Source organism: Providencia sp. PROV048 (assembly GCF_033688165.1).
In the GTDB taxonomy this organism is placed as follows: Bacteria; Pseudomonadota; Gammaproteobacteria; order Enterobacterales; family Enterobacteriaceae; genus Providencia; species Providencia hangzhouensis.
Genome location: NZ_CP096360.1, coordinates 4,217,235 through 4,231,659, shown reverse-complemented (window position 1 = coordinate 4,231,659; position 14,425 = coordinate 4,217,235). Strand labels below are relative to the sequence as shown.

13 protein-coding genes are annotated in these 14,425 nt (G+C 31.7%); all 13 read right to left on the bottom strand.

Features of this window, described 5'->3' with window-relative positions:
- Positions 1-10: 10 nt before the first annotated feature.
- A complete protein-coding gene (locus M1F26_RS19140; RefSeq protein WP_140172960.1) occupies positions 11-2,089 on the bottom strand; it encodes a polysaccharide biosynthesis tyrosine autokinase in 2,079 nt (692 codons plus the stop codon).
- Between the two features lie 35 nt (positions 2,090-2,124).
- On the bottom strand, positions 2,125-2,553 hold the full coding sequence (locus M1F26_RS19135; RefSeq protein ID WP_140172961.1) for a protein tyrosine phosphatase: 429 nt from the start codon (positions 2,551-2,553) through the stop codon (positions 2,125-2,127).
- A 5-nt stretch (positions 2,554-2,558) separates the two neighbouring features.
- Entirely contained in the window at positions 2,559-3,704 is a 1,146-nt protein-coding gene (locus M1F26_RS19130; RefSeq protein WP_140172962.1) for a polysaccharide export protein, read from the bottom strand.
- Between the two features lie 48 nt (positions 3,705-3,752).
- Positions 3,753-4,700: an NAD-dependent epimerase/dehydratase family protein gene (locus tag M1F26_RS19125; protein WP_140172963.1), complete on the bottom strand. Its 948-nt coding sequence runs from the start codon at positions 4,698-4,700 to the stop codon at positions 3,753-3,755.
- A complete protein-coding gene (locus tag M1F26_RS19120) occupies positions 4,694-5,809 on the bottom strand; it encodes a glycosyltransferase family 4 protein (RefSeq protein WP_200129388.1) in 1,116 nt (371 codons plus the stop codon). The genes M1F26_RS19125 and M1F26_RS19120 overlap by 7 nt, the downstream gene beginning before the upstream one ends.
- Positions 5,810-5,832: 23 nt before the next feature.
- The gene (locus M1F26_RS19115; RefSeq protein ID WP_140173002.1) at positions 5,833-6,972 is read right to left on the bottom strand and encodes a glycosyltransferase family 4 protein; all 1,140 of its coding nucleotides are present in this window, start codon (positions 6,970-6,972) and stop codon (positions 5,833-5,835) included.
- A 25-nt stretch (positions 6,973-6,997) separates the two neighbouring features.
- Entirely contained in the window at positions 6,998-7,819 is an 822-nt protein-coding gene (locus tag M1F26_RS19110; protein WP_227528856.1) for a glycosyltransferase, read from the bottom strand.
- The gene (locus M1F26_RS20045) at positions 7,743-8,813 is read right to left on the bottom strand and encodes an EpsG family protein (protein ID WP_180359565.1); all 1,071 of its coding nucleotides are present in this window, start codon (positions 8,811-8,813) and stop codon (positions 7,743-7,745) included. Before M1F26_RS20045 ends, M1F26_RS19110 begins: the two co-directional genes overlap by 77 nt.
- 223 nt (positions 8,814-9,036) lie before the next feature.
- On the bottom strand, positions 9,037-9,858 hold the full coding sequence (locus M1F26_RS19105; protein WP_140172999.1) for a LicD family protein: 822 nt from the start codon (positions 9,856-9,858) through the stop codon (positions 9,037-9,039).
- A gap of 5 nt (positions 9,859-9,863) precedes the next feature.
- Entirely contained in the window at positions 9,864-11,081 is a 1,218-nt protein-coding gene (locus M1F26_RS19100; RefSeq protein ID WP_318837633.1) for an oligosaccharide flippase family protein, read from the bottom strand.
- Between the two features lies 1 nt (position 11,082).
- Positions 11,083-11,472, bottom strand: coding sequence for a ParB N-terminal domain-containing protein (locus tag M1F26_RS19095; protein ID WP_140172997.1), 390 nt, complete (start codon positions 11,470-11,472; stop codon positions 11,083-11,085).
- The gene (locus M1F26_RS19090; RefSeq protein ID WP_200129330.1) at positions 11,473-13,281 is read right to left on the bottom strand and encodes an aminotransferase class I/II-fold pyridoxal phosphate-dependent enzyme; all 1,809 of its coding nucleotides are present in this window, start codon (positions 13,279-13,281) and stop codon (positions 11,473-11,475) included.
- A 2-nt stretch (positions 13,282-13,283) separates the two neighbouring features.
- Positions 13,284-14,273 carry an NAD/NADP octopine/nopaline dehydrogenase family protein gene (locus M1F26_RS19085; RefSeq protein ID WP_140172994.1) on the bottom strand — a complete coding sequence of 330 codons (990 nt, stop codon included), beginning with the start codon at positions 14,271-14,273 and terminating at the stop codon, positions 13,284-13,286.
- Positions 14,274-14,425 lie beyond the last annotated feature (152 nt).

Genomic DNA, 14,425 nt, shown 5'->3' with positions numbered 1-14,425 from the left:
TTCCTGAGTCTTAATATTCGTAATGGTAGTTATAATCGTCAGACCTTGCATCAATACCATTCAAGATCACACCCGTAATTTCGATATCATTTTGCTTAAAGCGTTTCAGTGATAAATCGACATCTTTCACGGTATTCACACCGTAGAAAGCAATAAGTAATGAAGTACCGACATATTTACCAATAATCGCCGAGTCCGTTATTGCTAAGATTGGTGCGGTATCGATCACCACAATGTCGTATTGGTTTTTGACTTTATCCAGCAACTGCTTAAAGCGCTCACCCATTAATAACTCAGAAGAGTGAGTAACATTTTTACCACGGCAAATCACATCAAGATTTTCAATCACGTTAGCATGAATAGTGGGTGATTCTAAACTTTGCTGTGATAAGTAGTCAGATAAGCCCGCTTTATTGTTTAAGCCAAAGGCTTTGTGCAAACGACCTTTACGTAAGTCGGTATCGATTAATAACACTTTCTTACCTGCGTTAGCCAGTACCACCGCCATATTGGAGGTAACAAAACTTTTCCCCACACCTGGCGATGCACTAGTCACCATCACCAGGTTGTTACCTTGATTCATTACCGAGAAATAAACACTGGTACGTAATGAACGGATAGCTTCAACCGCGGTATCTGCTGGGTTTTCTATCGCTAATGGGCTTTTATTGCCTGCCTCAATCAGTTTTTTCTCATAGGCAGAGAAAGGTATGGTGGCGTAGACGTTGACACCCAATGCATCGATATCTTCCGTGCTCTTAATTTTATTATTAAAGAACTCGCGAGCAATCACATACGCGCAGCCGACAATAAAGCCAAGGATAGTGGCAAGAGCAACAATCAGTGATTTTTTTGGTGCTACAGCATTTGGTTGTGACTCCGCGGAGTCAATAATACGCACATCGGCAGTAATACCAGAGTTCAATACGCTGAGCTCTTGTTGTTTCGCGACTAATTGAGCGTAAATCGCTTGTTCTGCTTCAACATCACGAGTTAAACGGACGATTTCTTGTTGGGTATTCGGTAATTTTTGAATATTTTTACTAATTTTTTCTTTCTCACGTAACAACTGTTGGCGTTTATCTAATAGGGACTGATAAGCGGGGTGGTTACGGGTATATAACTGTTGAATCTCCACTTCTTTGAAGGTCAACTCATTGAGTTTCTCTTCGACCTGCAAAGCAGTATCTAAAGCCGCTTTAGCTTCTAAAGAAAGGTCAATCGATTCATTCTTTTTACGAAATGCATTGAGCTGGTTTTCGTAATTATCTAATTTCTTTTTAATAGTCGGTAAATAGCCATCTAAGAATACGAGCGTATTGTTCGTCACTTCTTTTTTACGTTCAGTATTTTGGTCAACATAGTTTTGGATAACACTGTTGAGGATTTTAACATTCTCAGTTTTATCCGCACCTTTAATGGCTAAGCTGATAATACCGGTACCTTTGCCAACTTCCGCGATGGTTAGGGTATTGCGTAAGTCTTCAATGGTGGAATAACGGGCATTTTTGATTAACGAAAACTCTTCGCCAGTTTCAGCCGCAAAACTGGAAATTAATAAGTTAATTTCCCCTTGTTTGAGCACTTCACCCACTTTGCCTTGCAAGACTTGGCCATCCACATTGAGGGAATAATTATTATCCCCCAAATACGTCAGGGTCAATGGCTGGCCAATTAAGTTTTCAGGTAATTGAAATAGGGCAATATGGACGGGAGCCACTTCACCAAGTAACTTACTGACAAAGCCTTCAGGGGCTGCTTGAGTGTCTAAGTTCAAGTCTGCAACGGTTTTACCTAACACCATGCGGGACTTGATGACTTCAATTTCAGAATCGACTTGGTTATTGCTGTTACCAAATGGCATGACATCACTCATTTGGTCGAGTAATGAGACCTGACCTAATTTGTCATACTGTAAGGTCGCATTCGCTTGGTATATGGGGGTTGCTAATAAACTGTATGCAATGGCGATAGCCGCAAAAATAACAGTAAAAAACCCAATTTTAATGGTGTTGGATTTCAAAACTTTAAACAGAGCGAGCAGATCGATTTCATCTGAGGCAGGGGAGCTATTTTTTGTTGTGTTCATAATAGGTTAAATGTTAAGTCATCCAATAAATAAAATTAAATTTTGCCTTGCCAAGCAATCGCGGCTTTTTCCATCAACTGGTAAACATGTTCAAACATTTCATCGCTGCGTTTGTGCGGGTCAGGGATTTCAGTTTTATTGACCCATTGCCCAAATAACATCACCTTACCGCGCGTTTCAGGAAACTGCTGGTGGATTTTAGCAATATGATCGTTTTCCATCACTAGGATTAAGTCTGCTTTATGGCATATTTCGCTGGTTAATCGACGTGATTGATGGTTTTCAAGGGAAAGGCTATGTTGCTCGGCAATCCGGATGGCACTGTCATAAGCAGGCATATCATTTTTAGCGATAATACCTGCCGAATGAACAGTTTTTTCGGGAAAATAGTGCTGTAATAAACGCTCCCCCGTAGGAGAGCGACAGATATTTCCCATACAAACAACGAGAATATTATTAAACATATGGATTACCAGTCGTGAATACGCTTGGTACCTTCGGTTAACTGATTATATGAAGCGATAGTTGGTAACAGTTGGGTAATCAAACGGTTCCAACGCACCACAGGCGCAGCGGTAACATACACTAAGTCATAAGGCTGCAGTTTAAATTCAGTACCCATCACAAGTGATGTGGCATCCGATAAGTCTAGCTGATATACCGCGGCCATTTTTTTCGGTAGTAAGGCTTCCAGTTCTTTATCTTCTGCTGGTTGGTTTTTAATTGGGCGGATAACAAATACACCCGTTGCATTAGCGGTTGTTTGGTCTATCCCACTCGCTTTGCTTAAGGCTTCAGTTATACTCATACCCGCACGGTCAATGGTTAAGGTCGTTGGTTGACCGACTTCACCCATCACAAACACTTTCTGGCTATCATTACGTGGTACATATAGCACATCACCCGGTAGCATCAGGTAGTTTTGGGTTAAATCCCCATACTGAACCAAATCTTGTAATGATACTTTGATTTCTTTGCCATTACGGGTAAGCACTACATTATCCCAATCGGCTTTTTCGGTTAAACCACCGGCATTATTAAAGGCTTCTAAGATAGTTAAAGGAACGTTAGTGATAGGCAGCGTACCTGGCTTAGCTACTTCGCCAGAGACATACATTTTTTGCGAGCGGAAGGCTGCGATACTGACATCCACTTGTGGGGATTCAATATAAGTGGCTAAACGGTTGCTGATCAGGGTACGGATTTCAGTAACGGTTTTACCGATCACTTTGACTTTACCAATATACGGGTAGTAGATAGTGCCGTCAGAGTGAACCCAGTTACCTGAGTCTTGCGCACTACGGTAAGAACCCGCAGGGATAGTCAATTCAGGGTGGTCCCAAACCGTAATGGTTAATACATCACCTGCACCCACACGGTATTCATAGTGAGTCAGTTGCTTTTCTAACTGTGCATTGGGTTTAGCAATGGTGGGGGCGGTGTACATATCATCCAACAATTTTGGTGAAATTGGGTAGATATCAACCAATTTGGTAATGTCACGGTCACCTGTATCAACCACATTTTTGCCAGAGGTTGACATATAGGCACCGGGGGTGACGGTGCAGCCTGTTAATGCGGTTAGCATAAGTACAGCAACAGAAAGACGCTTCATAAATACACTCTATCCCTATAGCAATATGGTTAAAGGCACTCGCCTATTTTATTTGAATTCGTATTGAACTGTATTAGCGATACCTTTTTCCAGTGTAACTGGTGGTGTAAATGAGGTATCAGCAATGTAGTTTGATTTAAATTGTGTTCTTGCACAGAATTTTTTCACTCTAATACTGCTGACAGGAAACTCTTTGCCTGTCACTTTAGAAAGAATGTCGAAGCAGTAACCACCTAATATCCCGATTGGGTAAGGAACTCGGATATTTGATTTGGGTTTATCTAACGCACCACAAATTACAGTGGTTAGTTCATTCATAGTAAAGTCAGGCTTATCAATATAATTGAAAACATGTTTTCCAGTTGTAAACGTAGTCGCAAAATAAATAAATGCAGCGACATTTTCAACATAAGCCATAGATTTTTGGTTATTCCCTGCACCGATCATTAAGAAACGGCCTGAAGCAATTTGGCGGAATAAATTATAAACATTACCGCGGTTATTTTCACCAAAAACAACTGTTGGGCGTATGGTGACTAAGATATTATCCGCTGACTTGGCTTGCCATGCATCATAGACATATTCGGCTTCAAGTTTTGATTTGCCATAGTCATTAAACGGATGGTATTCACCGTCTTCGCCAGTTTCTTTTTCAACAAAGCCATAAACAGCGACAGAAGAGGTAAATACAATATGTTTAATGCCAAGCTGTTCAGCCACATCACAGACATTTTTAGCACCATCAACATTCACTTCATAGTAAAGGCTAATTGGGTGCACATTATCTTTATGTTGAGCAGATAAATTAATAATAACATCACTGCCTTTTAATGGCTCAATAAGTGTTTCAGGTTTGGTAACATCACCAAATTCCCATTTTTCAGGATGAGCTTCGCTTTTTTGAATATCAACAATTTTGAAATCGATATTTTGGGATTTTAATTGATTAGAGAGACGGGTACCGATAAAGCCGGAACCACCGATGATAGCTAACATTTATTTTTTTCCTGTAGAATTTTATCAAAAGTATTTTTAGTTTTAGTATACATATTATTTATATGAAATTTTTTAAGAAATAAGGCTCTACTTGCCGAACCATATTCTTCTCTTTTTGATTTGGAGTTGATTAATTCATTTATTTTTTCTGTTAAGTGTGAGTTATCTTTAGGTCTTATTAGGTAACCATTGATCCCATCAAATATAAGTTCATTAACACCACCGACATCTGTTGAAATAATTGGTAATCCTGCCCTCATGGCTTCAATAATACTAATTGGAAGGCCTTCCCAATTTGTAGATAATATGAATATATCACTTTGGGAAAGTAATTCAGCAACATCCTCTCTTTCACCATAAAAGGTTATATTACTATCTAAGTTAAGTTTTTTTGCTAACTCAATCATTTGATTTAACAGTGGACCTTTACCAATTAAAGATAAATGCCAATTATTATTTAATTCTTTTAAAGATTGAAATAGTGTAATATGATCTTTTTGTTTCGAAAATCTGGCAACAGATATTAATTTTATAGGGCTAGAATTGGGACTGGAATTAGGATTTTTAAATATATCAATGTCAGAAATTCCATTATGAATAACTACTTGTTTTTTTTCTGAAGCAACTTTATATCTCAGTGCTAGTTTTTTATCCTTTTCAGAAACGGTGATTATTTTATCTGCAAAGTTTGAGAATAGTTTTTCAATAAATACAAAGATATATTTTTTTGTTTTGGGAATACCATCAGTAAATGCCCAACCATGGGCAGTAAATATCACCGGAATAGAAGTAAATATAAGTGACAATCGTCCAATAATTCCTGCTTTAGATGAATGAAGGGTAACAATATCTGGGGTTAGAGATTTAATTAACTTTCTTAATTTTATCGCGCAAAATAAATCATTTATTGGTGAAATATTTCTCTTTAATTCACTGAGAATAATGGTATCAATATTATTCTCTCTTAATTGTTTAGTGAAAATTCCTTCTTCTCCAACGATTACTGTAATATGATGACCATCATTCCTAAAATATATAGCCAAATCTCTAACATGAGTTTGAGCGCCACCGATCTCGTCTGCTTTAGTAATAACGTAAACTATTTTCATATTCATTCCTAAATAATAGAAATTTATTTATTAATTATAAGTTGATAATATTCGATGTTTTTCTTTGTTAATATATCTATATTAAAATTATCTTTTATTGTTGTAAAGGCAGCATGAGATATTTTATTATACTCAGGAATAGATAAAGACAATGCTTTAGTTAAACAATTGTAAATTTTATTTACACTACATTTTTCTATAAGAAAACCGTTTGAATCATTTACCAATTCAGAAGCACTTGTCTGATCAGTATATAATACTACTTTAGACATCGACATTGCTTCCATTGGAGCTAGTGAGAATGCTTCCGCTTTGCTAGGATAGATACAAAAATCAGCATTATTATAAATTTTTAGTAGATCAGATTTTACTACTGGTGGGTGAATTTTTACAGAGTTACAATTATTTTTATTTAAAATATTTGTTATTGTCTTCACTAATCCCTCGGTATCCTTACCATAAACATCTAAATGAATATTCTTATGGTGTTTGTCTAATTCAATCCATGCATCAATTAACTCTAAAATACCCTTTTTTTCTATAATTGAGCCTGCAAACACAAATTTTTTAATTTCGTCAAAAGAAGATTTTTGTATGTAATTCTGTATGAGTGGTATTCCATTATAAATAGTGGGAATGTTTTTTTTGATATTAAAAATTTCTTTAGTCTTTTGTGAGGTAAAGTTACTAACTGATACAATATTATCAGCATTTTTAAAAGATGAGCTCTCTAAAACATGCCAAAGAAAATTTTTTATTTTTTTCTTTTTACTAACATTATAACTTAATTGGTTAAAGTAAGTTACTGAACCATGAAGCCTGACTAATGTATGTGATTTAAACTTAGGATAAAATGCAAGTGGACCGTTAAAGTCTTGGGTTTCAACAATATCAATTTTATTTTCTTCAATTATTTTCTTAGCATTTATATATATTCTAATCCTATTCTCTAACTCTCCAATAAGACCTGTTTTTTTATTAATTCTGATTATTGTAATATTATTTACTACTTCTATTTGCTTATTTTTTATATTAGGGTAGGCACCAAGAACATAGATTTTATGACCTAGTTTTGTTAGCTCTACAGAAAGTTCTTTAGTAAAAACACCAATACCACCAGATATAAATGGAGGATATTCGTTACATAAAAATAATATATTCAACGTTGCTTTCCACTTTTTATTAACGTTACTTGGATTTAATTAATGTCTTCATTATATGTAGAGGAACAGCTATTAATTTAGTTATACTAAAATCCAATAATAGCTCTCTTAATGAGTAACCAGCAGATTCAGCATATCCTAGTCTTTTCCTTTGTGTAGAGGCATCATGAATTCTATAATAAACTAAACTTTCACTCATATTATTCCATTTTATATTTTCTCTTTTTAGTCGTAGCCATAAATCATAATCTTCCGAATTAAATCCAGAATTATATCCTCTAGCATTGATAATAATATCTTTTTTGATTAAAATTGTATTGTGTGCGAAAGTATTTCTGAAATATAAGTTTTTATTAATTTTAGCATTATTAGGGTAGTACAAATTACCGATTTCAACATTATCAGAATTTATTAGTATAAGGTTCGAACCAACCATATCTAAATTATTTTTCACTAAATAATTATATTGCAGCATTAACCTATTTGGAACACTAATATCATCAGCATCCATTCTAGCAATATATTTACCATTGGCATTTGATATCGCCAAATTCAGAGAAAATGAAAACTGTGCTATTGGTGTTTCATACACAAATAAACGAGAATCATTAATATTTTCTTTTATATATTTTGATATGGAACCTGACTCATTCCCATTTGCAATGAATATTAGCTCAATATTAGTGTATGACTGTTTTAATATTGAGTTAATAGACTCTATTAAGAATGAATCAATTCTATTAGATGCCATTATTACACTGATAAGTTCATTATTTTGCATGTTCATATTTAAAGAGGTTTTTTCCCCAGATTGAATGTGAATTAATGTATTCGTCAGAGTAACCATTATTTAAATCAAGAAGATATATGCTTGGGTAGTATAAAGGTTTAAACTGTATAGAATATCGACTGCTACTTTCAGGAATTATTTCATTATTTTCTAAAGTGAAATTCTTACCATAAACTAAAAAATTTATAGAAAAGAAATATAAAATAATAAAAGCCATTAGTATAAAATCAGTAATTTTTATCTTTGTTTTGAAAAAATATAAAGATAAATAAAAGAAATTCAAAATAAGGAAAAAACGTTCGAAAAATGTTTTGTAATCTATGAAAATAAAACAAGAGCCAACTATTAAAATAATTAGGTTAGATATGTTATTTTTTTTATTTATTTTTTCCATAAAGCTAATATAAATTATCATTACACAAATTATAATTTCAACTATTTTGCGTAGCAAAAATGTGGTGCTGTATTCTATTTTACCCCATCTTTCATTGGTTAAATAATAATTAATATTGTTAAATAGGATGTTATCATAATTGCTTATAACGTTTGATATGGAAAGCATTATAGTACTTGATAACATTCCTACTAAAAGGCAAGTTATAATATATATTAAATATAATTTAAAACTGCTAATCTTGTAAGATATATAGTTTAGAAAGAAGATGAAAATTGATATAGGATGGAAAAAAATGCTGATTGGAATATATATAAAAGAGTATAGTTTATTATTGTAGGCATATTTAATATAATATATGTAATAAAAAGCTATGGATATAGATAATGCAGTTCTATTTAAGTCCATTATATTTCTATATGAAGTGCTAAATATAACCAAGAAAATCATAAAAAAATATATTTTATTGTTTTTATTATTATATATATGATAATAAATAGGCTTTAACCAAAAATAAAATATAAGTGATGTATAAATAAAAATACTATAGTAATAGTCTATATTAAAATTCTCAGATGCCAATTGAGGTAGTAAATTATATAATGAGCTTCCTGCTCGATTATAATAAATAAAAAAGTTTGATGATGTATCATACATCAAAGGCTGATATATGAATATTAGCCCTAATGATAATGAAATTAACGTGACGGAAATTTTTTTTCTATTTAATATTAAATAGAATGAGAGTATAAGGCATATGAAAGGATTTATTAGAAAGCCAAAAAATGCCAAAATATTATGTTTCTTGAACATTATTGTCATGATTTTTTAAATTTATTATGTAAAGTATATCATGTGTGACTATAATTATAATAAATGGTTAGTCATTTATTATATAAAATTCAGATGAATGACATATTCTTTTATCTTTGCTCGGAGGAGTCATATAATCAGAGCCGTATAGACTGGATAAATAAGAATGAGTGTTATTAGGAGCATAAAAAAACATATTTTCAAATTCAATCTTTTGTAAAGGAAAAATATCTTGAGATGTAGAAATGCCTTTATGAAATGGAAGTTCTATACCTTTGGATATTATATTATTTCTTTTTGTATCTTTATTTAAAGAATGAATGATTAAATCTTTAAGTTTATTTAGTAAAAATAAGGGTAATGTATAATGTATTATCTTGCTTAAAACAGTAGCTTTTACTGATAAATTTTTTCTATAAAAAAGGCTCTTACCATAATATAAGTGCTTAATGCTCTGAACTAGATTTCTTTTCCATTTTTTATTTGGATAATGGTCACAAGGAAATATATCAATGAAAAACCCTAAGTGGCGACTGCTAATATTACTTGTATACTCTTTATTATTTTCAACAATAATAGTATTGTTGACCCTAATTTTACAAGGGATATTATAATCAGTATAGTTTTCGTCTGTATCACTAGTTTGAACGAATAATTTTTCTTTGTTTAAATAGCAGGGTGCATACTTAGCAAAGCGAACATAATCATCTCTTAACATACATATATCGATATCATCATCCCACGGGATGAATTTTTTTTCTCTTATCGCACCTAATAAGGTTCCTGAGTCTAGCCAATATTGAATTTGAAATTTCTCACAAAAGGAATGTAACTCGCTCAATGCATCGACTAAAGTTAATTGCAATTCTCTAATATCAACTTTTCTCATGATATCTATCTCATTCTATATTGGCAAAAAAAGACACTACACCTTAGGATTAATACAAATGATTCACAAACCAAATAACTTATAGCCATTATTTTTGCGGTAAAATCTATATTTAATAAATATAAAACTAAAAATATACATAGTTGAAAAACACCGGCATATAAAACACTATAATTAGCTATTTTTGTTTTATTTATAGGGATTAGAGCTGGATAACCAAACAGCATACCCAAAACACTCACAATAATAGCCAACATAAAAATATTTAGTACTGAAAATGCATCATAAAAATTATCTCCATATATAAAAATTAAAATTTCATCACCAAATAAATAACCAATAGTAGAACCAATAATAGAAAAAGAAAAGGTTATTAATGTAACTTTCCAAAATATCGTATAGTTTTTTGTTCTGGCCATGTAAGGGGTCAGGGGCGAAGATATTGCACTCATTAAGTATATTCCAGCTCTATATAGTTGTTCTGCAGCTCCATAAACAGCAACTTGATGCAATGAGCCTGAAAATATACCTAAAAAAAATCCACATGCTGATGAGTAAAGCGTAACACCAACTCGGGATATAAAATATTCGGTGGATTCCTTAAATATTTTTATTGATTGAGAAAATGGAAAAGCTTTAAATTTAATACGCCATTTAAATATTATTACATAGCTAATTAGTATACTAGAGAAAATTTGTAAGAAATTTATCAATAGAAGAAGTCTGAAATCACTAGAGGAGTCAATGAAAATAAAGATCAATAGCATAGTTAACATTCTAGTTATAATAGTTATTCTACTATATATATAAATTTTTTCTAGTCCTTGAAATAACCATGTAAGATTAAAAGAAGAAAATAGAATAGATAGAATAATAATGAGTATACATACTTCATCATGTAAATAATAATTAGTAGCTAATAATAAAACACTAATTATAATAATGGTTATCAAGCAAATTATAGATTTAATTATATCAACATGAAATAAAAATTCAGTTATATTTTCTTTTTTATTTTCTCCTTCAGCTATTCGTTTTACTATGGAAATATCAAAACCATAGTTAGTGATAATAGTAGCAATTGATATGGTGGACAGAGAAAAGACATAGAGGCCAAAATAAGTGACATCTAAAATTCGACTTAAGTATGGTAATAATAATAATGGAGCTATGTAACTGAATACTTGATTGAATAATAGATTAATTATATTTTTTTTTAGCATACTAATAGAGAAAGCTTATTGGAATTGATATTTCATCAGGGTATGGTTCAATGATATGCTTAGTTGTTTTATGAGGAAAAATTTTTTTCTGTTTTATATAATCTTGTACAATTTTTTTATTGATCTCAAAATCATCACGCCAAGAAACAACTTTAACGGAAGGGGAATTATAGCTTAACATAACAGAAGGTATCCGCTTTAAACCTAAGCGTTTTGCAACTTCAAATCGATGATGCCCATCCATAATTGCGTATGAATTTTCTTCTAGAAGTAAAGGCACTCTCCAGAGTGCCTCCGATTTGATTTTTTCTACAAGCCATTCAACACGTTCAGGTATATGTTCTTCCGTAATTTGAATTTTTTCAATATTAACTAATTCTAACCGGTACACTTATTTAACCTTAGACTCTATTTCAAGTAAGCTATCGATCAAATGTTGATTATCAACACTATCCCTAACGGCTAATCTAATATATGGCTGATTATCAAAGCCTTTCTTCTCTGCACAATCTTTCGCTAAAATATTATACTCAGTGCAAAGTATTTCAATAAGTTCCTTGGATGAGATCAGACTTACTTTACATAAAATATAGTTAGCTTGAGATTTAATAGGAGTTAGTAGTTTATTTTTTGATAATGCATCAAATAGTGAGTTTCTTTCGGTAATTATTTGTTTACAAGCACTAGCATATACTTTTTCATATTTCCCTATAATTTGAAAGAAAAATTCGCCTAAAGAATTTATATTCCATACTGGAATTGATTTTTTAATTAATGAAATTAATTCAGTGTTTGAGCTTGCTATAACACCTAAGCGAATTCCAGGAACACCATAACTTTTACTAATACTTTTTATGACAATTAACCCTGAGTATAAATTAAGGATTTCTTCTTTCATTAGTGTCGAGTCTAGTCCATTCTCGGCAAAATCTACAAAGCTTTCATCTACAATAAATGTTTTTTTATTTGCTTTAAACCAATTAATTAGTTCTAGTAAATCTTTGTATGGGATAAAGTTTCCAGATGGATTATCTGGGTTAATTAGAATAACTCCATCATTTTCTTGAGCTAATTTAATAATATCATTCTTATCATATGTGAAATTTTGATTATTAAGTTTTTGCAGAGTTACAGATTTGAATCTTGATGAGTATTCTTCAAATGTTGGAATAAAAAGACCTAGTTTTTCATTTTTATATTGAGCCAGTATATCGATCAGCTCTGCTGCTCCATTTCCTACAGCGATTTGATCTGGGCTGCACTTGAACATTTTCGCAGCCAAAAGCGATTGTACATTAGCACCTGATGGGTATTCGCGAACTAAGGTATCGAACGAGTTTTTCATTTCACCCATAAATGTCTTATTAGGAAAATACGGATTCACTAAATAGCAGAAATCAATAATGTCACTATAACGCCAATAGCCACCGTAACGACGGGATAATAGGCTTAATTTTTCTTCTTTTTGTGCAAAAATAACATTAGCATTATCAAGGTCTTGTGCATCATCTATCTCGTACCATTTTTCACCTTGTAATGGTAATGCTTTTAATTCTTGAGTTTCTAATAGTGTGATAACTCGCAATACTTGCTCGTAATACTCATTTTGACCTAATGCTTTTGAATAAGCCTCTAAAAAAGGCACATATGTATTTTCCAAAAACTCTTTAGAAAATTTATAAATATTTACTGTTTTATAATATAAATCGCTTTTACTAAACTCAAAGTCTTTTTTAGGAACAAAATTAACTATATCAAAGTTATTATTAATCTCGACAACGGTTCCATCCATCCATGGTTGGTATTTATCAACTACAGCAATATTTGGAAATTGATTTGATACTAGATTTTCTATGATTTTTTCTTCAAAAATTAAATCACTTTCCAATAGAATAGTATCATCTTTTACTAATTCATCTTTTGCGAGGTATATTGAATATATATTATTTGTCTTATCATATATATCGTTATCAATATATATTATTTCTATGCCATTATAACTACTACCTAAAAGCTCTTTTAATTTATTCTTGTGATAGCCAACTACTAACACAATTCTAGAAATATCATAATTTGAAAGAATAGATAAGCAACGTTCAATTAATGTAACGTTATGAACTTCGACCATACATTTTGTTTTATCACTTGTGTATTTTCCGAGTCTATTTCCCATTCCTGCAGCGGGTATGATAACTTGCATAATTATGCCTCTTCTTTCATAATTGAGTTATACCAATCCAAAACCATAGGTATAAAATTTAATTTTAGGCCAGATTTAATAGCAATATTATCTATGCATTTCAGCCCAATCCCAAAATCTTCAGTAAAATATCTTGATTGAAGATCTGCAGTATAGTGACCTTTTCCATCTTCAATCATTGGCGTTTCAATTTTTTTGAATGCATCGATATTTTTAATTTTATTTGTTAATTCTACGGCTGAGTTTACACCATAGTGACTTAAAATATCGGTATGTAAGTTTTCTATACAGTTAGCTTCATAGATTTTTTTTAGCTCATTATCCATATTAATTAGCAGATGTGAGGATTCATCATTCCATTCTTCATAAAATAATATTTTTTCCCTTTTTTTTAGGCCATTGTTAAAAATTGAATATAATCTTGATGTATGAAGAAGAGGATTAGAGTTTGATAAAGTGTTTTGTAAGTGGGATTCTAAATAGTATGTAGGTGTATTAAAAAGATAGGAAAATGTTTCCAATAAATCATTTTTTTTATCTTTAAGGTATAAAAATAATTTATCTTTGTATCCTGTTATTTCAATTTCTTTTCCATATTCTTTTATTCTGCAAATATATGGAACCCTCTGTAGTGAACCATAGTTAAAATTTTCATAACCCATAATAGTTGAGACGAGGTCTTCAAAATTCCCATAGCCAGGAATGGCCACGATGGTACAATGGTGAATGTTTAATTGTAATAATTTATTAAGAGCATCCTTTCTATATAGTAAGGGCAATGTTAAAAAGATTATACTTGGACTGTCTTCTATTTTTTCATCCCAAGTTAATACATTAAATGATTGAGACTCACTTGGACCAAATTTTAATTTTGTATTCCATTTCGTTTTGTCACGTACAAGTAGGTTAACATTAGCTTTGTCAGATAAAGAATATGCTAGTGAATGGCCAACATTGCCTCCACCAATAATTAGTATATTTTTTGTTTTCATTTTAGGTTCAATATTATTATCAACCCATAGCTACCGCACTGGGTTGTCGGGTCCCAGAGCACCATTGAATTTGTAAATGCATACTTATCAATTGAAAACATTGCATTTTTTGCTAATTTGCTCAATTGATAAGCAAAGCTTATTGTTTTTTG